18 protein-coding genes are annotated in these 21338 nt (G+C 61.1%); 14 read left to right on the top strand and 4 right to left on the bottom strand.

Features of this window, described 5'->3' with window-relative positions:
- The first annotated feature begins 64 nt into the window (after positions 1-64).
- From odhB to htpG, 10 genes are all read left to right on the top strand, one after another.
- A complete protein-coding gene (gene odhB / locus P5704_003335; protein ID WOF79550.1) occupies positions 65-1288 on the top strand; it encodes a 2-oxoglutarate dehydrogenase complex dihydrolipoyllysine-residue succinyltransferase in 1224 nt (407 codons plus the stop codon).
- Positions 1289-1385: 97 nt separating this feature from the next.
- Positions 1386-2822, top strand: a complete 1437-nt coding sequence (gene lpdA / locus P5704_003330) for a dihydrolipoyl dehydrogenase (protein ID WOF79549.1) — start codon at positions 1386-1388, stop codon at positions 2820-2822.
- 191 nt (positions 2823-3013) lie between these two features.
- Positions 3014-4180, top strand: a complete 1167-nt coding sequence (gene sucC / locus P5704_003325) for an ADP-forming succinate--CoA ligase subunit beta (protein WOF79548.1) — start codon at positions 3014-3016, stop codon at positions 4178-4180.
- On the top strand, positions 4180-5064 hold the full coding sequence (sucD, locus tag P5704_003320) for a succinate--CoA ligase subunit alpha (protein ID WOF79547.1): 885 nt from the start codon (positions 4180-4182) through the stop codon (positions 5062-5064). The genes sucC and sucD overlap by 1 nt, the downstream gene beginning before the upstream one ends.
- A 453-nt stretch (positions 5065-5517) precedes the next feature.
- Positions 5518-6837 (top strand): branched-chain amino acid transport system II carrier protein, encoded by a 1320-nt coding sequence (gene brnQ, locus P5704_003315; GenBank protein WOF79546.1) that lies wholly within the window; start codon positions 5518-5520, stop codon positions 6835-6837.
- Between the two features lie 121 nt (positions 6838-6958).
- Positions 6959-7684 carry a DUF599 family protein gene (locus P5704_003310; protein WOF79545.1) on the top strand — a complete coding sequence of 242 codons (726 nt, stop codon included), beginning with the start codon at positions 6959-6961 and terminating at the stop codon, positions 7682-7684.
- A 58-nt stretch (positions 7685-7742) separates the two neighbouring features.
- Positions 7743-8204 carry a PaaI family thioesterase gene (locus tag P5704_003305; protein ID WOF79544.1) on the top strand — a complete coding sequence of 154 codons (462 nt, stop codon included), beginning with the start codon at positions 7743-7745 and terminating at the stop codon, positions 8202-8204.
- Positions 8201-8644, top strand: coding sequence for a PaaI family thioesterase (locus P5704_003300; protein WOF79543.1), 444 nt, complete (start codon positions 8201-8203; stop codon positions 8642-8644). The genes P5704_003305 and P5704_003300 overlap by 4 nt, the downstream gene beginning before the upstream one ends.
- 68 nt (positions 8645-8712) lie before the next feature.
- The gene (locus tag P5704_003295; protein WOF79542.1) at positions 8713-9954 is read left to right on the top strand and encodes an MFS transporter; all 1242 of its coding nucleotides are present in this window, start codon (positions 8713-8715) and stop codon (positions 9952-9954) included.
- A gap of 120 nt (positions 9955-10074) precedes the next feature.
- A complete protein-coding gene (gene htpG, locus P5704_003290; GenBank protein ID WOF79541.1) occupies positions 10075-11979 on the top strand; it encodes a molecular chaperone HtpG in 1905 nt (634 codons plus the stop codon).
- A 61-nt stretch (positions 11980-12040) separates the two neighbouring features.
- Here htpG and P5704_003285 read toward each other — a convergent pair whose 3' ends face one another.
- On the bottom strand, positions 12041-12475 hold the full coding sequence (locus tag P5704_003285; protein ID WOF79540.1) for an OsmC family protein: 435 nt from the start codon (positions 12473-12475) through the stop codon (positions 12041-12043).
- 229 nt (positions 12476-12704) lie between these two features.
- Here P5704_003285 and P5704_003280 point away from each other — a divergent pair, with 229 nt between their 5' ends.
- Complete coding sequence (locus P5704_003280; GenBank protein WOF79539.1) at positions 12705-13730, top strand: amidohydrolase family protein; 1026 nt, start codon at positions 12705-12707, stop codon at positions 13728-13730.
- Positions 13731-13796: 66 nt separating this feature from the next.
- Positions 13797-14264: a DUF3859 domain-containing protein gene (locus tag P5704_003275; protein ID WOF79538.1), complete on the top strand. Its 468-nt coding sequence runs from the start codon at positions 13797-13799 to the stop codon at positions 14262-14264.
- Between the two features lie 121 nt (positions 14265-14385).
- Here P5704_003275 and P5704_003270 read toward each other — a convergent pair whose 3' ends face one another.
- The gene (locus P5704_003270) at positions 14386-15591 is read right to left on the bottom strand and encodes an ISL3 family transposase (protein ID WOF79537.1); all 1206 of its coding nucleotides are present in this window, start codon (positions 15589-15591) and stop codon (positions 14386-14388) included.
- A gap of 200 nt (positions 15592-15791) precedes the next feature.
- Between P5704_003270 and P5704_003265 the strand changes: the two genes are divergently transcribed.
- The gene (locus P5704_003265) at positions 15792-17417 is read left to right on the top strand and encodes a methyl-accepting chemotaxis protein (protein WOF79536.1); all 1626 of its coding nucleotides are present in this window, start codon (positions 15792-15794) and stop codon (positions 17415-17417) included.
- A 179-nt stretch (positions 17418-17596) separates the two neighbouring features.
- Positions 17597-18835: a serine/threonine transporter SstT gene (gene sstT, locus P5704_003260; GenBank protein WOF79535.1), complete on the top strand. Its 1239-nt coding sequence runs from the start codon at positions 17597-17599 to the stop codon at positions 18833-18835.
- On the opposite strand, the gene P5704_003255 is transcribed toward sstT, so the two are convergent.
- Both P5704_003255 and P5704_003250 read right to left on the bottom strand, forming a co-directional pair.
- On the bottom strand, positions 18832-19596 hold the full coding sequence (locus tag P5704_003255; protein WOF79534.1) for an enoyl-CoA hydratase-related protein: 765 nt from the start codon (positions 19594-19596) through the stop codon (positions 18832-18834). The two genes, sstT and P5704_003255, sit on opposite strands and share 4 nt — an antisense overlap.
- A 55-nt stretch (positions 19597-19651) precedes the next feature.
- Complete coding sequence (locus tag P5704_003250; GenBank protein ID WOF79533.1) at positions 19652-21232, bottom strand: fatty acyl-CoA synthetase; 1581 nt, start codon at positions 21230-21232, stop codon at positions 19652-19654.
- Positions 21233-21338 lie beyond the last annotated feature (106 nt).

Here is a 21338-nt window from a genome sequence, read left to right as displayed (position 1 = left end):
TTGTGCAAGGGGCCGCGATATCGCGGCCTCGATGTAGAAACCGAATCAATAGGACCCCTGAATAATGGCTATCGAGATCAAAGCCCCTACATTCCCGGAATCGGTTGCCGACGGCACCGTTGCTACCTGGCACAAGCAGCCGGGCGACGCGGTCAAGCGTGATGAGCTGATCGTCGACATCGAAACCGACAAGGTGGTGATGGAAGTGCTCGCCGAAGCTGACGGCGTGCTGACCGAGATCGTCAAGAACGAAGGCGACACCGTACTGAGCGGCGAGCTGCTCGGCAAGCTGGAGGCTGGTGCTACTGCCGCCGCCGCCGCGCCTGCGCCGGCTGCTGCCCCGGCTCAAGCTGCTGCTCCGGCTGCTGCTGCAACGGCGGGTGAAGAGCCGATCCTGGCTCCTGCCGCGCGCAAGATGGCCGAAGAGAACGGCATCGACCCGAACAGCATCGCCGGTACCGGTAAAGATGGCCGTGTGACCAAGGAAGACGTGGTTGCCGCCGTCGAAGCCAAGAAATCCGCTCCGGCTGCTGCTGCCAAGCCGGCTGCTCCGGCTGCCTCCGCTCCGATCTTCGCCGAGGGCGATCGTGTCGAGAAGCGCGTTCCGATGACCCGCCTGCGTGCGAAAGTCGCCGAGCGTCTGGTCGAAGCGCAATCCTCCATGGCGATGCTGACTACGTTCAACGAAGTCAACATGAAGCCGATCATGGAACTACGTTCCAAGTACAAGGATCTGTTCGAGAAGACTCACAACGGCGTGCGTCTGGGCTTCATGTCCTTCTTCGTCAAGGCCGCGGTCGAAGCACTCAAGCGCCAGCCGGGCGTCAACGCTTCCATCGATGGCAATGACATCGTCTACCACGGTTATCAGGATATCGGGGTCGCCGTTTCCAGCGACCGAGGTCTGGTGGTTCCGGTCCTGCGCAACGCCGAGCACATGAGCCTGGCCGAGATCGAGGGCGGCATCAACAACTTCGGCAAGAAGGCCAAGGCCGGCAAGCTGACCATCGAAGAGATGACTGGCGGTACCTTTACCATCTCCAATGGCGGTGTGTTTGGTTCGCTGCTGTCGACACCGATCGTCAACCCGCCGCAGACTGCCATCCTCGGTATGCACAAGATTCAGGAACGCCCGATGGCCGTTAATGGTCAAGTGGTCATCCTGCCGATGATGTACCTGGCCCTGTCCTATGACCATCGCTTGATCGACGGCAAGGAAGCGGTGACCTTCCTGGTTACCATGAAGGACCTGCTGGAAGACCCGGCCCGTCTGCTGCTGGACATCTAATGACGCAGCCACAAGCGGCAAGCGGCAAGCTGCAGGCAAAGCAGCCCCGCTTGTGGCTTGTGGCTTGTTGCTTGCTGCTTAGAAAAGAGGATTTGTAATGAGCCAGAAATTCGACGTCGTCGTCATCGGTGCCGGCCCTGGCGGCTATGTGGCCGCCATTCGTGCAGCCCAGTTGGGTCTGAAGACCGCGTGTATCGAAAAGTATCAGGGCAAGGATGGTAAGACCGCTCTGGGCGGCACCTGCCTGAACGTGGGTTGCATTCCTTCCAAGGCGCTGCTGGACAGCTCCTACAAGTTTCATGAAGCTCATGAGAGCTTCAAGGTTCATGGCATCAGCACCGGCGAAGTGGCCATGGACGTTCCGACCATGGTCGCGCGCAAGGACCAGATCGTTAAGAACCTCACCGGTGGGGTTTCTGCTCTGCTGAAGGCCAATGGCGTGACCGTATTCGAAGGCCACGGCAAGCTGCTGGCTGGTAAGCAGGTTGAAGTGACCGGCCTGGATGGCAACGTGCAGACGCTGGCTGCCGAGAACGTGATCCTTGCTTCTGGCTCGACTCCGGTAAACATTCCGCCGGCGCCGGTCGATCAGAACGTCATCGTCGACTCCACCGGCGCGCTGGATTTCCAGAGCGTTCCGGGCAAGCTCGGCGTCATCGGTGCCGGCGTGATCGGTCTGGAGCTGGGTTCGGTCTGGGCTCGCCTCGGCGCGGAAGTGACCGTCATCGAAGCCATGGACAAGTTCCTGCCGGCTGCTGATGAGCAGATCTCCAAGGAAGCGTTCAAAGTCCTCTCCAAGCAGGGTCTGAAGATTCTGCTGGGCGCTCGTTTGACCGGTTCGGAAGTGAAGGGCGATCAAGTGACCGTCAACTTCACCAGCGCCGAAGGCGAGCAGCAGATGACCTTCGACAAGCTGATCGTCGCCGTTGGTCGCCGTCCGGTCACCTCCGAGCTGCTGGCTGCCGACACCGGTGTCGATATGGATGAACGCGGTTTCATCTTCGTCGACGACTACTGCGCCACCAGTGTCCCCGGCGTCTACGCTATCGGCGACGTGGTTCGCGGCGCCATGCTGGCCCACAAGGCCTCGGAAGAGGGCGTGATGGTTGCCGAGCGTATCGCTGGTCACAAGACCCAGATGAACTATGACCTGATTCCATCGGTCATCTACACTCACCCGGAAATTGCATGGGTCGGCAAGTCCGAGCAGGCGCTCAAGGCTGAAGGCGTTGAAGTCAATGTCGGCACCTTCCCGTTCGCGGCCAGCGGTCGTGCCATGGCGGCCAACGACACAGCCGGCCTGGTCAAGGTCATCGCCGATGCCAAGACCGACCGCGTGCTGGGCGTTCACGTCATGGGCCCAAGCGCTGCCGAGCTGGTTCAGCAAGGCGCGATCGGCATGGAGTTCGGCACCAGTGCCGAAGATCTGGGCATGATGGTGTTCTCGCACCCGACGATGTCCGAAGCGCTGCATGAAGCGGCTTTGGCAGTGAATGGCCACGCCATCCACATCGCCAATCGCAAGAAGCGCTAATCGGTTTCGTGCTGTACCCGGGCCCGACGTATCTGCGGATACGCCGGGCCTTTTGCAAACTGCAGATTCGAAAGGATTGCAGGTCGCTGAGAGGTATCGTGAATTCGCAGATAGTTTTCAGCGACTTGTGAGGGGGCACGGCGGCTCGTCGTGCCGTAAATGCGCCAATACCAAACCAGACGGTAGAAAGCATGAATCTTCACGAGTACCAAGGTAAACAACTGTTCGCTGAATACGGTCTGCCCGTGTCCAAGGGTTACGCGGTCGATAGCCCGAAGGAAGCAGCGGAGGCCTGCGACAAGATCGGCGGCACACAATGGGTGGTCAAAGCCCAAGTGCATGCCGGTGGACGTGGCAAGGCAGGTGGCGTAAAGCTGGTTCGCAGCAAGGATGAAGCCCGGGCGTTTGCCCAGCAGTGGCTAGACAAGCGTCTGGTGACCTATCAGACCGACGCCAATGGTCAGCCGGTGAGCAAGATCCTCGTCGAGGCCTGCACCGATATCGACAAGGAGCTCTATCTGGGCGCCGTGGTCGATCGCGCCAGTCGCCGGGTCGTGTTCATGGCTTCCACCGAAGGTGGCGTGGATATCGAGAAAGTCGCTCACGACACGCCCGAGAAGATCCTCAAGGCCACCATCGACCCGCTGGTCGGTGCGCAGCCGTTCCAGGCGCGCGAGCTGGCATTCCAGCTGGGGCTGAAGGGCGATCAGGTCAAGCAGTTCGTGCATATCTTCGTCGGCCTCGCCCAGCTGTTCCAGAACTACGACCTGGCGCTGCTGGAAGTGAACCCTCTGGTGATCAAGAAGGACGGCAACCTGCACTGCCTGGACGCCAAGATCAACATCGACAGTAACGCCATCTATCGTCAGCCCAAACTGCGCGACATGGCCGATCCATCTCAGGACGATCCGCGCGAGGCGCATGCCGCCAAGTGGGAACTGAACTATGTGGCCCTCGACGGCAATATCGGCTGCATGGTCAACGGTGCCGGCCTCGCCATGGGTACCATGGATATCGTCAACCTGCATGGCGGCGCGCCGGCGAACTTCCTCGACGTGGGCGGCGGTGCCACCGAGGAGCGGGTGACCGAAGCGTTCAAGATCATCCTCTCCGATAGCAATGTCGCGGCCGTTCTGGTGAACATCTTCGGCGGCATCGTACGTTGCGACATGATCGCCGAAGGCATCATCGGTGCCGTGCGCGAAGTGGGCGTAAAAGTGCCCGTGGTGGTCCGCCTGGAAGGCAACAACGCCGACCTGGGCGCCAAGATGCTGAGTGAAAGCGGTCTGAACATCATCGGTGCGAGCAGCCTGACCGATGCGGCCATTCAGGTTGTCAAAGCCGCGGAGGGCAAGTAATGAGCGTATTGATCAATAAGGACACCAAGGTCATCTGCCAGGGCTTCACCGGCTCGCAGGGCACCTTCCACTCCGAGCAGGCCATTGCCTACGGCACCAAGATGGTCGGCGGTGTCACGCCGGGCAAGGGCGGCACCATGCACCTCGGTCTGCCGGTGTTCAACACCGTTCGGGAGGCCGTCGAGACTACCGGTGCCGATGCCTCGGTGATCTACGTGCCAGCGCCGTTCTGCAAGGACTCCATCCTCGAAGCAGCTTTCGGTGGAATCAAGCTCATCGTCTGCATCACCGAAGGCATCCCGACGCTGGACATGCTGGAAGTGAAGATCAAGTGCGACGAACTGGGCGTGCGCCTGATCGGGCCAAACTGCCCGGGCGTGATCACTCCCGGCGAATGCAAGATCGGCATCCAGCCCGGGCACATCCACCAGCCGGGCAAGGTCGGTATCGTTTCGCGCTCCGGCACCCTGACCTACGAGGCCGTGAAGCAGACCACCGACGCCGGTTTCGGCCAGTCGACCTGCGTCGGCATCGGTGGTGACCCGATTCCGGGGTCGACCTTCATCGATATCCTCAAGCTGTTCCAGGACGATCCGCAGACCGAAGCGATCGTGATGATCGGCGAGATCGGCGGATCGGCTGAAGAGGAGGCTGCCGCCTTCATCAAGGCCAATGTGACCAAGCCGGTCGTTTCCTATATCGCGGGTGTCACGGCTCCGGCTGGCAAGCGAATGGGGCACGCCGGTGCGATCATTTCTGGCGGCAAGGGAACGGCGGAAGAGAAATTCGCAGCCCTGCAGGACGCCGGTGTGAAGACCGTCCGCTCGCTTGCCGATATCGGCAAGGCGCTGGCGGAAATCACTGGTTGGGAAATGAAGGCCTGATGTAACTCCCGCCCGGCTGCCGCCGGGCGTTCGAGCTGCTCAGTCTGCGCATGCCCCGAGGCAGACCAGACGGTTCTGCCTCGGGGCTTTCAGCTTTCGGTTTGGTAAACAGTGCAGCTGCTATCGCTGCTCGGCGCTACGCGCCCATCTATCATGCGATAAGCGCTCCGACCCTGCGGAGCGACACTTTTTCGCGGCCAGTACTGACGTTCGGGTCAGCATCCCTCGCCGCATCGTGGCATCATTGCCGCTCATTCATACGCTTGTTCGGTCCACAAGAGCGACAGCGTGCAACGAAGGATTCGGCCCAACCGGCTGAATGACGTTTCCCCTTATCCCTGAAGGAAACCCGTAATCCCATCATTCAGGCCGATATGAACCGCTGACCCGTCGCGCTCGTGGCATGTGCGTCGCGTTCATTTATGCCGTCATCCATTTGGTAGTTTTTTCCGCATGAATCGTTTGAAAGGTTTTGACCTGCTGGCTCTTGGCTTCATGACGTTTGCGTTGTTCCTTGGCGCCGGCAATATCATCTTCCCGCCTAGCGCCGGTATGGCGTCGGGCGAGTTTATCTGGCAGGCGGCACTGGGCTTCTTGCTGACAGGTGTCGGGTTGCCACTGCTGACCGTCGTTGCGCTGGCGCGAGTGGGCGGGGGCATGGACCGTTTGACCGCACCGCTCGGCAAGGTCGCCGGTACGGTGCTGGCGGTGGCCGTCTACCTGGCGATCGGTCCGCTGTTCGCGACTCCGCGCACGGCCGTCGTTTCGTTCGAGATGGGCATTGCGCCATTCAGCGGTAACGCCGGCATGCCGCTGTTCATCTACACGCTGATGTTCTTCGCGGCCATGCTGTTCCTGGTGCTGAACCCTGGTCAGCTGGTCAATCGTATCGGTAAGTTCATTACGCCTGTGTTGCTGACGGCGCTGCTGGTGCTCGGTGGCGCGGCGATTTTCGCCCCGGCGGGAGAGGTCGGTGCTGCGAGCGAGAGTTATCGTGCGTCACCGCTGATCAAGGGGTTTCTCGAAGGCTATCTGACCATGGATACCCTCGGCGCTCTGGTTTTCGGCATCGTTATCGCCACGGCCATCCGCGATCGTGGTGTCACCGAACCCGCATTGGTTACCCGTTACTCGATGATTGCCGGCGTGATTGCTGCGGTCGGGCTGTCGTTGGTCTATCTCGCTCTGTTCTACCTCGGTGCAACCAGCCAGGGCATCGCCGCCGGTGCGGAGAACGGCGTACAGATTCTGACGACCTACGTGCAACACACGTTCGGCACACCGGGCAGCCTGTTGCTCGCAGTAGTCATCACGCTGGCCTGTCTGACCACAGCGGTCGGCCTGACCACGGCCTGTGGCGAGTTCTTCAGCGCGCTGCTGCCGGTTTCCTATCGCACGGTGGTGGTGGTTTTCGCGCTGTTCAGCCTGCTGGTGGCCAACCAGGGCCTGACGCAGTTGATCAGTGTGTCGGTGCCGGTATTGGTGGGCCTTTACCCGTTGGCCATCGTCCTGGTTGCTCTGAGCTTGCTGGATCGCTTCTGGGTTTCGCCGTCGCGGGTGTTCGTACCGGTCATGGCGGTGACGCTGATCTTCGGCGTTGTCGATGGTCTTGCCGCCGCGGGCTTCACCGATTGGGTTCCAGCGTTGTTTACGCAATTGCCATTGGCCGATCAGAGCATGGGCTGGCTGGTTCCGGTTCTGGTGATGCTGGTGTTCGCAGTGGTCACCGATCGTCTGCTCAGCCGCGCCGAGCAGGCGCAGCATCACGCCTGACATTGTTCTCGCGCTGCGCCGCGGCTGACGATAGCTCGGTCGCGGGGTGGCGCAGACATCAGGCGCAAGCTTCGGCGGCGCGGCGCTGGCTATAATCGCGTGAGGTCTCCGAGGGCGCGCCATGACGCTATCCGATTCAATCCTGCCGCATTTGATCGCCGTGCTTTGGTTCATCGTCTGTTGGGCTGGATACACCCGCTACGCGAGCTGGCGCGGGCGGGATACGGCTTGTTTGGCGAGTGTGTTGCATCTTTACCGGCAGGACTGGATGCAGCGCCTGCTGTTGCGCGACAACCGTATCGCCGATGCCAACGTGATCGGCAATCTGGAGCGCAACGCATCGTTCTTTGCGTCCAGCACGTTGATCATCCTTGCAGGCATCCTGACCGCGCTGGGTGCATCCGATCGAGCGGTTTCGCTACTGGCCGACTTGCCATTCGCACAGCCGGTCAGCCGCGGACTTTCGGAAGTCAAGCTGCTGTGTCTGGCGGTCGTCTTCGTCTATGCCTTCTTCACCTTCAGCTGGTGCATGCGCCAGTACAACTTCGCCGCGGTATTGGTTGCTTCGGCGCCGATGGTGGGCGAGCGCAACGTCAGTGATCAGGAGCGCAGGGCTTTCGCCGAGCGTGCGGCGAGGGTCCTTTCCATGGCGGCCAACCAGTTCAACTTCGGCTTGCGCGCCTATTATTTCGGCATGGCCACCTTGGCCTGGTTCGTTCACCCATGGTTCTTCATGTTGGTCACCACCGGCGTAGTACTGATTCTCTACCGCCGCGAATTCCACTCGGACGTGCTCGGGGTGATGGTATTCACGCCAACTTCCCCGGCCGAAATGCCCAAGGAATAGGGCGCACACATGGCAAGGCGGTATCATGCGCGCCTTGAGCAATTCCCCGAGAATTCGAATGAGCGATAGCCAGATACTCGAGCGCACTCAGCGCTTTTTGTCCTTTCTGCGACATTGTCAGGTACTGGGTCTGACGGTTGAGCACGCCGACAGCCGGGGCCTTACCCTGCGCCTTCCGTACAGCGAGAAGATTATCGGGAATCCGGAAACCGGCGGAGTCCATGGCGGCGCAATCACCACGCTGATGGACACCACCTGCGGGATTTCCACGGCCTGCGCCCTGCCGGAGCTGGAAGTTTGTCCGACGCTCGATCTACGAATCGACTACATGCACCCCGCCGAGGCCGGACACGATATCTTCGGCTTCGCCGAGTGCTACCGCGTCACCCCAACGGTCATCTTTACTCGTGGCGTCGCCTATCAGCGCGACATCAACGAGCCGATCGCGCATGTGGTAGGCACCTTCATGCGCATGGGCAAGGCTGCACCGGCAACTATGGGCAAGGAGGGCGGCGTATGAGCGATCTCAACCTCAGCGAGCTGGTCCAGCATGCACATGCCAACAACGATTACGACTCGCTGATCAAACTGGTGCCGTACGCCAAGCTGATCGGCATCGAGTGCCTGCGGCTCGGTGACGAAATGGTTTTTCGTCTACCGCAGAACGAGGACAACATCGGCAACCCGCTGCCGGCCATTCACGGCGGTGTCATCGCAGGCTTCATGGAGCACGCGGCGATGTTGCATCTGCTGATGTTCATGGGCGCGCCACATTTGCCCAAAATCATCGACTTCTCGATAGATTATCTACGTGCCGGTCACTATCGTGACACCTTTGCCGCCTGCCAGGTCTGGCGCCAGGGTCGTAGGGTCGCCAATGTTGCGATCACCGCCTGGCAGACCCATCAGGCCGAGCCCATCGCCACTGCCCGCTGCCATTTCAAGATCGACGAGCCCTGACGCATTCGTCAGGGTGGCGGCGTTGCGGTGTGCGGCGTCACCTTGTGCGATTGCGTGAAGGAACTCGAATGGAAGCACTTTTGATCCTCGGCGGCTTGCTGCTGATTCTTGCCGGCGCCGTCTGGCTCATCAGCCTGGCATTCTCGACGAGCTTGCTCTGGGGCCTGGGTAGCCTGCTGCCTCCGTTGACGTTGGCGTTCGTATTCAGCCACTGGCGCGTTGCGCGCAAGGCGCTGATCCTGTCCTGTCTGGGTTTCATTCCGCTGATCGTGGGGCTGTCGCTGCTGGCCAGTCGCGATGCCGAGCGGCTGGAGGCGATTTTCGCGCTGCGTTGGCTGCCAACCCAGGTCGAGCCCGATCTTGCCATGGGGGTGCGTGGAGAGCTGAACGGACGTCGATTCGCGCCGCAACAGGGGGAACTCATCAACGGCGTACTGAGCCTGCGTGAGGGGAAGGGGTTCTTCGCTCGCCAGGAGGTGACGATTCGCTTGCGCGAACCGATCGAGGGGGCATTACGCATCGACGTACTGCCCGACGATATCGGCGCATTGCCTGAGGTCGAAATAGCCTGGCTGAACCCCGATCAGGAGCTGCCGGAGACACGACGCCTCGATCGCGGGTACACGTTGCATCTCGATCTGCAGTCGGTGGCGCCGAACAAGCTGCGTGGCGATTTCCATCTCGTACTGCCGCCACAGTTCGACACCAGTCTCACCGGCGTCATCGAGCTGTACACGAATCGCCTGCGATACCTGAACGGTCAGATCGACCGCCGCCATGATTCGCGGGCTACCCTGGCCTTCGTGATCGAGGACTACCTACAGCGTCGTCACGCGAGCCGGGAAGTAACGTTGCAGTCGGCCCCTGCCGTCACGTTGCCGGCCGAAGAGTTGGAGGTTGAGGTCCAGGCTCAGGTGAGGGGCGAGATGCAGGCGTTCACGCTGCGCCTGGCAAAGAACGAGCAGGGCTGGCACGTCAGGGGCGATGACTATCCGCCCCTGGCCGAAGCAGCGGTCGAGACACCTGTAACGACGGCCAAGGCGGCCGAGCCCGTTGCTGCGACGGTGCCGCAAAGCGGTCTGGATCGGCGACTGCGCTTCTCGATGGAGCAGGTCCTGCGCACACCTGAGCGCTATCAGCACCTGTTGATGCGCGCGCACACCGAGCGCGGTGGTGTTGCGGAAGGGCGCTTCGCCGGTCTGGATCGTGAGGGCAATCTGATCATCAGGCGGGTCATCAGCGGCCCCGGCGAAGCGACCTACAACTTGGCTCCCGGGGAGATCGTGCTACTCGAACTTGTTGATCCTTAAGTGGACTGGCCGACGTCGCGCCGCGTCGGCTGCCCTTGAAAATCATCGTCATGCCCCCATCTGCCAGACATCGCCGCAGTCGCGGTCCGTGCCATTACGCTGATGTGGAGTTTGTAGACGATGAGTGTGGAGACTCAAAAAGAAACCCTGGGCTTCCAGACCGAAGTGAAGCAACTGCTTCATCTGATGATCCATTCGCTGTATTCCAACAAGGAAATCTTCCTTCGCGAGCTGATTTCCAATGCCTCCGATGCCGCCGACAAGCTGCGTTTCGAAGCGCTGGCCAAGCCGGAGCTGCTTGAGGGCGGCGCCGACCTGAAGATCCGCCTCAGCTTCGACAAGGATGCCGGGACCGTCACCCTCGAGGATAACGGCATCGGCATGAACCGCGACGACGTGATCGCGCACCTGGGCACCATCGCCAAGTCCGGCACCGCCGACTTCCTGAAGAACCTCTCCGGCGACCAGAAGAAGGATTCGCACCTGATCGGCCAGTTCGGTGTGGGCTTCTATTCCGCCTTCATCGTCGCCGACAAGGTTGATGTCTACAGCCGCCGCGCCGGCACACCAGCCAGCGAAGGTGTGCATTGGTCGTCGCAGGGCGAAGGCGAGTTCGAAGTCGCCACCATCGACAAGCCCGAACGTGGCACCCGCATCGTCCTGCACCTGAAGAAGGGCGAAGAAGAGTTTGCCGATGGCTGGCGCCTGCGCAACATCGTCAAGAAATACTCGGATCACATCGCGCTGCCGATCGAACTGCCGAAGGAATTCCATGGTGAGGAGAAGGACGAGTCCGCCGAGCCGGAGTGGGAAACCGTCAACCGTGCCAGCGCCCTGTGGACCCGTCCGCGCAGCGAGGTGAAAGACGAGGAGTATCAGGAGTTCTACAAGCACGTCGCGCATGACTTCGACAATCCACTGTCCTGGAGTCACAACAAGGTCGAGGGCAAGCTCGAGTACACCTCGCTGCTCTATGTGCCCGGCCGCGCGCCATTCGATCTGTATCACCGCGAGGCGCCGAAGGGCCTGAAGCTCTACGTGCAGCGCGTATTCATCATGGACCAGGCCGACGAGTTCCTGCCGCTGTACCTGCGCTTCATCAAGGGTGTGGTCGATTCCAACGATCTGTCGCTCAACGTGTCCCGCGAGATCCTGCAGAAGGATCCGGTCATCGATTCGATGAAGACGGCTTTGACCAAGCGCGTGCTGGACATGCTGGAGAAGCTGGCCAAGGACAAGCCCGAGGACTACAAGAAGTTCTGGTCGCAGTTCGGTCAGGTGCTCAAGGAAGGTCCGGCGGAAGATTTCGCCAACAAGGAGAAGATCGCCAGTCTGCTGCGCTTCGCCTCCACCAGCGACGCATCGGGCGAGCAGTCGGTTTCGCTGGCCGATTACCTGTCGCGCATGAAGGACGGTCAGGACAAGGTTTACTACCTCACCGGTGAAAGCTACGCGCAGGTCAAGAACAGCCCGCACCTGGAAGTCTTCCGCAAGAAAGGTGTCGAAGTGCTCTTGCTCACCGACCGCATCGACGAATGGCTGATGAGCTACCTGACCGAATTCGACGGCAAGCAGTTCGCCGATGTCGTGCGCGGCGATCTGGATCTGGGCAAGCTGGACTCCGAAGAGGACAAGAAGGCCCAAGAGGAAATCGCCAAGACCAAGGAGGGCCTGGTCGAGCGTCTGAAGGGCGCGCTAGGTGACGAAGTCGCCGAGGTGCGTGTCTCCCATCGTCTGACCGACTCGCCGGCGATTCTCGCCATCGGCGAGCAGGACCTGGGCCTGCAGATGCGGCAGATTCTCGAGGCAAGCGGGCAGAAGGTGCCAGAGTCCAAGCCGATCTTCGAGATCAACCCGCAGCATCCGCTGATCGAAAAGCTCGATGCCGAGCCGGACGAGGATCGCTTCGCGGATCTGGCGCACATCCTGTTCGACCAGGCTGCGCTGGCGGCGGGCGATAGCCTGAAGGATCCGGCTGCTTACGTGCAGCGTCTGAACAAACTGCTGGTCGAACTATCGGCCTGATCCCCGGCAGCGGTGTACGAACGGCCCGTCAAGTGACGGGCCGTTTTTGTTTCGGAGTGCTTCAGAGCAGGACGCTGACCAGACGGGTGCCGTGGGTGAGATTATCGGCTACCGGGCAACGCTGCTCGATCTGCTCCAGCAATGCCTGCTTGCCGGCTCGATCCAGATCGGCGTCGATGTCCACCTTGACGCGCAACTCCTGAAAGCCCGGCCGTACAGCGGGGTCGCGTCCGAGCAGCCCGGCGGGATCGTAATCGGCTTCGATCTCGAAGCGCATGCCACGCAGCTCGATCTTCTGCTGGTGAGCGATGAAGCGGCCTATGGTGCCGAAACACCCGGCCACTGCCGCCAGGATGGCTTCCAGCGGCGTCGGGCCGAGATCCTGGCCTGCCGCGTTCTTCGGCTGGTCCATGATCAGACGGTGGTTGCCACATTGCACCTCGATTGCCATTCCGGCATTCAATGTTCCGTGCGCGCTGATGGTTTTCATTGCCATGCGATGGGTCCTTTACTGAAGCGGAAGGAAACGCAGCGCGCAGTCAGGCGGCAGGCTGCGCGGTGGTGGTCATGAGACTAGTGCGCAGGAGATGGCTGAGCGTTGATTTCAGTCAAATACGGTGGGGGGTATGTCTCAACTGAGTCTCTGATCGTGTCCCGCAGCATGGCAAAGCTGAACGGGTGGCCCTCCTGACGGTCTACTCGCTGGCTGTCAGGAGGACCGAGCTTTGTACATTTTCAGAATATTTTCCGTTGTAGCCCTTGTTACGCTGGCGTCCGTCGCGGCAGGGGAAGGGCGTGACTATCGCTACAGCGATGCGCATCTTCACTATGTGGATTTTTTCCAGGAAACCGACGGCATGCAGAAGCTGCTAGCGGCGATGGATGCGGGCGGCATCGATCATGTGATGCTCAGCGGCATTCCGGTGGCGAAGAAATGGCACGAGAACGAGCCCAAGCGGCCTCGCTACTATGCCGGTGACGATGCGCCGGTGTACTGGTACAGCGCGACCGACGTGCTGGTCGCTGCGGCACTGGAAGATCTGGATGAAGAGCAGCGCAAGCGCTTCCATCCGTTTCTTTCCGGGTTCAACCCAAACGACAAGAACGCCGATGCGCATATCCGCCGCATGCTGGAGCTGAACCCGGGCCTCTGGCAGGGACTGGGCGAAATATTTACCCGACACGATGACGTGACTGCGCTGACCGAGGGCGACACGCCGCGGGCCAACAACGAGGCGCTGGCCAGGGTCTATCACCTGGCGGCGGAGTTCGATCTGCCGGTGATGCTGCATTCCAACATCACTTCCAAGCGAGAGCGCAATCCGCTCTACCTGGTCGAGTTGGAGGAGCCGTTGCGCAATCATCCGCATACACGCTTTATCTGGGCTCATGCCGGAACCAGCATGGAGCTGCATCGGCATCAGGAGAAGCTTGAATTCCTGCACGATACGGTCAGTCGCCTGCTCGATGACTACCCGAATCTGTACATCGACCTTTCTTGGACCATGTTGCAACCTTATCTGCTGGACGAAGATAAGCGTCCCGACCCGAAGTGGGTCGCGCTGGTGAAGCGGCATCCCAAGCGTTTCGTTATCGGCTCGGACGTGGTCGGCCATTTCGATAATCTGGCGACCGGTATGCACGCCTTCGCTCCCTTTCTCGATGCACTTCCAGCCTCCGTAGCGCAAGGCGTGGCGCGAGATAACTTTCTCGCGCTGCTGCCTCGCAAGCGTCAGGCTGAACTTCGTTGAGCGTCATGAGGTTGTAATCGGTGCGTCATAACCTGCCTGCTTCGCAAACAGGAAGGAGCAGGTTCCATGTCGTTCACTCGTTGGGCGTTCGTCGCCATGGCACTGGGTGTGAATTCGCCCGCAGCGCTGGCGCAGGTCGAGGTCGTGGGTGCCGTGGAGTACGGCGTGTTCGAAACCGTCAAAGAGGATTTCGAGCCAGGCGAGCGGGTATTGACTCGTCGTGATCAGCCCATTCGCCAGGCGACTGAGGTGCCGGCGCGACTCGGAAGCAAATTCGGCCTGCGCTATCGCCTTGCTGGCAAGCGCGAAGCCGATACGCCGCTGACCTTGCTGTACCTGACGCCAGGCGTGGTGACGCCCGATGGCAAGCGACATGACAAGTTCGAGGTCGTGCAAGCGCTAATGCCGGGTGCTGAAACGGAGGTAATGGCATTCGAATTTACCGAACCTCATGAGGTTGTGGCTGGTCGATGGCATCTGATGGTGTTCCAGGGAGACCGCAAGTTGGCCGAACAGATGTTTGACGTGCGGTGATGGCCATCTTGTGAGGTGGTGATGGCCATTCGAACCGTTAGGGTGATGGCCATCTTGTGAGGTGGTGATGGCCATTCGAACCGTTAGTCGGTGAGGAGGGCGGAATAGGCAAAAAATTGGTTCATCGCACCTTGCCGGGAAACGCCGCTTTGATCTTGAGGAAAAAGTAGGCGTTATCCCGGTAACCGTACGCCATTCGCTTGATGACCTTGATGCGGTTGTTCATCCCCTCGAGCACGCTGGTGTTGAGTCGGAACCGCGCGCTGGACACGATGCCTTCGACGTAGGCCTTCAACCGCCTGGCAAAGGCCTGAAGAGGTTGCAGGCCACTTTCCTGAGCGAGTCTGAACCACTCGCTCCACCGGCGCCGCGCTTCATGCTCGCTCGGTGCATACCAGAGTTCCTTCAGTTGGGTCTTGAGCAGGTAAGCCGTCATCAGCGGCGTGTTGGCTGCCAGCAGCTCATCGAGTTTGAGTGTCTGGGGCTTATCGAGATTCTGCCTGTTACGCAGCAATAACCAGCGCGAGCGCTTGATCGCCCGCCGACCGGCAGGGTCAGCCTTCAGTCGATTTGCCTGATCGACTCGAACCCGATCAACGACCTCTCGGCCAAACTTGGCCACTACGTGAAACAGGTCGTAGACCACTCGAGCGTTGGGGCAGTGCGCCTGGACTTCCAGGTCCATCGCCGTGTTCATGTCCATCGCAACCGCCTCGATCCGAGCACAGGCTTGTTTACCCATCCACTCGAAGAAGGGGCGCACGGCCTCGCGGCTGCGGCCCTCACCAATCCACAGCACTTGCTGGGTATCGGCACAGATCGCCACGGTGGCATAGCGATGCCCCTTGTACAGGGCGAACTCGTCCATGATCAGGCGGCGGACTCGGCTCAGGTCCGGCGCTGCAATGTCCCGGTGGAGACGGCCAAGGTCGATGGCTTTGACCGTGTGCCAATGAAGCCCCACCAGATCGGCTACATGCTTGATCGGCAGCAGACGAACCAAGGTTTCCACCCAGCCGACCATCGCACGAGTAAGCGGCTGGCGACCGGCTAGCCAATCGATCTGTTCGCGCCGAGGACCGCATGCAGGACAACGAACCCGGCGAACAGGAACCTCCAGCCAGACGCGGTATTGCAGCAGATCGCGCTCGCGAACCCGGCGACAACTGGTGTCATGAAGGCGAAATGTGGACTGCCCGCAACCGCTGCAACAAGGCAGCCTTGAGGGATCAGGCTTGAGCCTGATCAGCAGGCTATGGGTACCGAGAAGCTCGTAGCTATCCAGCTCGAAGCCTTCCCAGAAAAGGGTGAGCAAACTAGCATCCATGGCGACGGCGGTGGTTGGGTCAGGGATGTTTTGGCGAACACCACCTTAGCCCTTCTTACCGCCGTCTCTCTTCGCTTTCACGCTTATCCGCGATGAACCAAAAAATTGGCGTCAATGTTCAAGTGGTTGTCAGGCCTTCCGATAACGAAGCAAGTCACGGTTTGTGACGCTGTTCCGTTTTTCATGGAGAAGGTAGTCCCATGTCGATTCGCTCGCTCACTATTGGTAAACGTTCAACTCTGGGTTTCGGCCTGATTGGTACGCTCGTTCTTTTCCTCGGCCTGTTCGCACTGAACCAGATGATCAACATGCGCGAGGAGAGCAGGGAAGTCGATAGAAACTGGCTACCCAGCATCATGGCGCTCAGTGAGCTGAACGTCACGGTCATGCGCATTCGGGCTAACACCCTGCGACTGGCACTGGCTGAAGAATCGCAGATGCTGCAGGAGACCGCTCAGCGCTTGACTCAGTTGCGCAGCGAAGTGGCTCAACGCGATGCCGATTATGCCAAGCTAGTAACCACGGCTGACGAACGTGTAGCGTATGAACGCTTCAAGCAGAGCTTCGACCAATATCTGCTGCTGCAGCAACGTGTCATGGAGCATATGGTCCGCGGTGAGCGCGTCCAGGCCGTGACAACAATCAACGGCGAAATCAACGAGCACGCGGATAACGTGACCGCGTCGTTGAACGATCTTTTAGCCATTAATAGCGAGGAAGCTGGGCGGGCGGCGAATCGCGCGTCCGCACAATACGACACGGCGTTCAGCTGGGTGGTTGCGACGCTGGTGTTCGCTGCCGCCATCACTGTAGCGCTGGCCTGGGTGTTCACCCGCAGCGTCGTGGGCCCGTTGGGAACTGCTGTTTTGGTCGCCGAGCGTATCGCGGGTGGTGATCTGACCGGCGAATTCGCTGTCGAGGGCAAGGACGAGCCGGCCCGTCTGTTGACATCGCTTAAAGCCATGCAAGCCAATCTGCGCGGGACCATTCACGGCATCGCCGAATCGTCCAATCAGCTTGCCTCGGCGGCCGAGGAGCTCAACGCGGTGACTGAGGACTCTACCCGCGGCCTGCACCAGCAGAACCACGAAATCGAACAAGCGGCTGCCGCTGTGAACGAGATGACCGCAGCCGTAGACGAGGTGGCGCGCAATGCGGTGGCCACCTCCGAGGCCTCCCAGGACTCCAATGACACCGCACAGCGCGGACGCAAGCAGGTGATGCAGACAGTCGAGTCCATCAACCTGCTGGCAAACGACGTGACCAATACCGCCGGCGAAGTGGAGCATCTTGCCAGTCAGGTGCGGGACATCAGCAAGGTGCTGGAAGTGATCCGCTCGATTGCCGAACAGACCAATCTGCTCGCGCTGAATGCCGCGATCGAGGCGGCTCGGGCTGGCGACGCCGGCCGCGGCTTCGCGGTTGTTGCCGATGAAGTGCGTGCCCTGGCGCATCGTACCCAGCAGTCCACTGGAGAGATCGAACAGATGATTGGCAGCGTGCATCAGGGGACTGACAAGGCCGTGCATGCGATGCAGTCGAGCAACGAGCGCGCCCGTACTACGTTGGAAATGGCCCGGGCGGCCGGTGAAGCCCTCGATGGCATCACCTCGGCGATCAGCCAGATCAGCGAGCGCAACCTGGTGATCGCCAGCGCCTCCGAAGAACAGGCTCAGGTCGCACGGGAAGTGGATCGCAATCTGGTCAACATCCGTGACCTGTCGCTGCAGTCCTCGGCAGGTGCCAATCAGACCAGCGCGGCAAGCCAGGAATTGGCGCGCTTGGCCATCGACCTGAACGGCCTGGTAGCGCGCTTTCAGGTCTGACATGCGCTAGGCGCCGCAATGGCACCTTTCGCTATTTGCGAGCATTGATCCGTCGCCTTCCGTGCCCCGTGACAGCACAACGCTGGGCATGGGTGGAAGAGCGGCGTACCATCCGGCGTTTTTCCATGGCAGGCACGGGCTGTTTCGGGGCCGTACCTGCCGAGCTGCGAGATGCGCCCATGTCCGATATGCCTCGATTCATTCGCTTCATCAGCCGTACCAGCCTCGTTGCCCAGATCGTCGTAGGTCTTGTCGCCGGCGCCTTGCTTGCGCTACTGCTGCCTGGCGCAGCCAAATCCGTAGCTCTTCTCGGTGACCTGTTCGTGCAGGCGCTCAAAGCGGTGGCACCGATTCTGGTGTTCGTGTTGGTGACCTCGTCACTGGCCAACCACAAGCGCGGCCAGCCGACGCATATCCGCCCCATCATCTTGCTGTACGCGCTCGGCACGCTAAGCGCAGCAGTCGTTGCTGTGCTGGCGAGCTTCATCTTTCCAACCACGCTCACGCTGGTCAGTGGTGCAGCGGATGTAACGCCGCCATCGGGCGTGGGTGCTGTGTTGCAGACGCTGCTGTTCAATATCACGGCTAACCCGGTGCGGGCGCTGCTCGAGGGTAACTTCATCGGCATCCTGGCCTGGGCTATCGGACTTGGCTTCGCCTTCCGTCATGCGCAGGAGAGCACCCGGCATCTGATCAGTGACCTGTCCGATGGCGTCACCTTGATCGTCAAGGTGGTCATCCGCTTCGCCCCGCTGGGGGTATTCGGCCTGGTAGCCGGTACTCTGGCCGAATCGGGCTTCGACGTGCTGCTGGGCTACATGCGGTTGTTGCTGGTGCTGGTCGGCGCGATGCTGTTCATGGCATTGGTTATGAATCCGCTGATCGTGTTCTGGCAGATTCGCCGCAACCCGTATCCGCTGGTGTTCGCCTGCCTGCGCGAAAGCGGTATCACGGCGTTCTTCACGCGTAGTTCTGCCGCGAACATCCCGGTGAACATGCAGCTCTGCCAGCGGCTCGGGCTGCACAAGGACACCTACTCGGTATCCATTCCGCTTGGGGCGACGATCAACATGGGCGGCGCAGCGATCACCATCACGGTGCTTACCCTGGCGGCGGTCAACACCCTGGGTATCGAGGTGGATATCGCCACGGCGGTGCTGCTCAGCCTTCTGGCTGCGGTATGTGCCTGCGGTGCCTCGGGGGTGGCTGGTGGTTCACTGCTGCTCATTCCGCTGGCCTGTAGCCTGTTTGGCATCTCCAATGACCTGGCGATGCAGGTGGTGGCCGTCGGCTTCATCATCGGAGTCGTTCAGGACTCGGCGGAAACCGCGCTCAACTCGTCTACCGATGTGCTGTTCACCGCTGCTTCATGTATCGCCCATGGCGATATCCCTTCGCCCGAAGACGAGGCTGTCTAGGGGCTGGTCGTCCGCTGTTGTTTGAATGCGCTGGTCGCGCGAGCGAACTCATCGCCCCGCAGGGCGGCGACCAGTGCATCGAGCTCTTCTTGCATGGCGAGCTCCGTGCCGGCGTGCCGCTCTCTGCCCAGCAAACGCTTGGTGGCTTGCAGCGCTTGCGGCGGCGCCGCGGCCAGTTTTCGTGCGGCCTGCAGGGCCCGCTCCAAGGCTTCGCCGTCGGCGACCCGTCCGTTGAGCAGGCCCAGGGACTCCGCCGTCGCAGCGTCGAAGCGCTCCCCCAGAAGCAGCAGTTCAGCGGCTCGCTGGCGTCCCAGCAGGGCCGGCAAGAGGAAGGTCGAGCCGAACTCAGGGCAGATTCCCAGCGCCACGAAGGGCAACTGGAAGAATGCGCTCTGCCCGGCATACACCAGATCGCAGTGCAGCAGCAGGGTGCAGCCGATGCCTATCGCATGCCCTTCCACCGCTGCCACCACGGGTTTGTCGTAGGTGCTCAAGCGTTGCATGAAGCGATAGGCCGGGTGCCCGGCATCGCGGATCGGGTGCTCGATGAAGTCCTCCAGGTCATTGCCGCTGCAGAACATCCGCGCGTCGCCGGTGATGACCAGTGCCCGCACGGAGTCGTCCGCTGCGGCCACGTCCAGAACCGCTGCCAGGGCGTCGTACAGCCTGCAGTTCAATGAATTCTTTCGCGCGGGATGATCCAGGCTCAGGATCCGTACCCGCCCGTCATCCTCGATGCGGATGCTGGCGTCTGGGCGCATGTTGCCTCCTTTTTTCCGTCGGCGCCGGTTACCGGCGCTCTCGAAAGCACGGTAGTCAGATGGGGTTGCCGAACTGCTGGCGCAGGGTTCGCTTGAGCAGTTTGCCCGAGGAGTTCTTCGGCAATTGCGGCACGAAGTGCACCTGTTTCGGCACCTTGAAGGGGGCCAGGCTGGCACGGGCATGGCGGAGCAGCGCCTCGGCGTCCTCGGCGGCGTTCTGTTTCAGGACCACCACCGCGACGATCGCCTCGATCCACCTCTCGTCGGGCACGCCGATCACCGCCACTTCGGCCACGTGCGGATGATTGTAGAGCGCTTCTTCCACATCACGGCTGGCGACCAGCACACCACCGGTATTCACGATGTCCTTGATGCGATCGACGATCCAGATATAGCCCTGCTCGTCGTGATAGCCCAGGTCTCCGGAGTGGAACCAGCCGCCGGCGAAGGCCTCCGCGGTCTCGTCCGGCTTGTCCCAGTAACCGGTCATCAACTGCGGCGAGCGGTGCACCAGCTCGCCCGGCACGCCTGGCGAGCAGTCTTCGCCCGTCAGCGGATCGATGATCCGCGTTTCCACGTTGATCACCGGCCGCCCGCAGGAGGCCGGGCGCTCCTTGTGTTCCTCGGGCGAGAGCACGGCCGCCAGCGGGGCGATCTCGCTCTGCCCGTAGCAGTTGTAGAGGCCCGACAGCGGCAGCCGCTCGCTCAGTTCCCGGGCGATTGGCTCGGGCATGATAGACGCACCGTAGTAGAGCTTCTGCAGATGCTGCAGCTCGGCTTCGACGAACTGTTCGTGGCGCAGTAGGGCGATCCAGACCGTGGGCGGTGCAAAGAAGCTGTTCAGTCGTTTTTCCTTCAGCAGCCGAAGAATCTCCTCGGGAGCCGGCGTATCCAGCAGGCAGCTGTAGGCACCGGCCAGCAGCGTTGGCATGCTGAACACGTGCATCTGGGCCGAATGGTAGAGGGGCAGCGCCGCCAGGCAGCGGTCGGATGCCTTGATCTCCAGGTGCAGCAGGCAGCTGAAATACTCCGCCATCAACGAGCGATGAGTATGCATCGCGCCCTTGGGGTCGGACGTGGTGCCGGAGGTATAGAGGAACTGCACGACATCGTCCTCGGACACTGCCACCTCTGGTGCCCGGGCGCAGCCGGAACCGCTGGCGATGGCGAGAATGTCGCTTCGGCTCGCAGCCGCGTCAGCGCTGTGCAGACTGCCGCGAAACGCCAACTGCTGCGGGTCGCAGACGCGGTCGACGAGGCTATTCAGACCGTCGTCGGCAAACAGCGCGCGAGCGCCCGACTGGTCGAGCACATAGGCCAGCTCGCGTTCGGTCAGCGAGAAGTTGACCGGAACATGAATCAGGCCGGCACGGGTACAGGCCAGCCAGAGGATCAGGTAGGCGTCGGAGTTCTTGCCGTAGGCCGCCACCCGGTCGCCCTTGTCCAGGCCCGCTGCCAGCAGATGATTGGCTACGCGGTTGACCGCCTGGTCCAGCGCCTGATAGCTCCAGCGGCGGTCTCTGTATTCCAGGGCGATTTGCGTCCCGCGTTGCTGGGTGGTGCGTTGCAGGGCATCGCCGATGGTGTTGCGGGTAACCCGGTCGATCGACGGTTGGGCTTCGGTGGCCGGTTTCATAACACACCTCGAATAATTGTTGTTGTCACGGATGTGGATCGATTCAGTCGCGTCAGGCTCTGGCTCGCATGCAGGCCTGATTCAGCCGGCGCGGATGGCTTGCTCC

The sequence above is a fragment of the Pseudomonas sp. FeN3W genome (assembly GCA_030263805.2).
Classification (GTDB): Bacteria; Pseudomonadota; Gammaproteobacteria; order Pseudomonadales; family Pseudomonadaceae; genus Stutzerimonas; species Stutzerimonas stutzeri_G.
The sequence above is the reverse complement of the archived record's forward strand: the minus strand, read 5'-3'. Positions and strand labels throughout refer to the sequence as shown.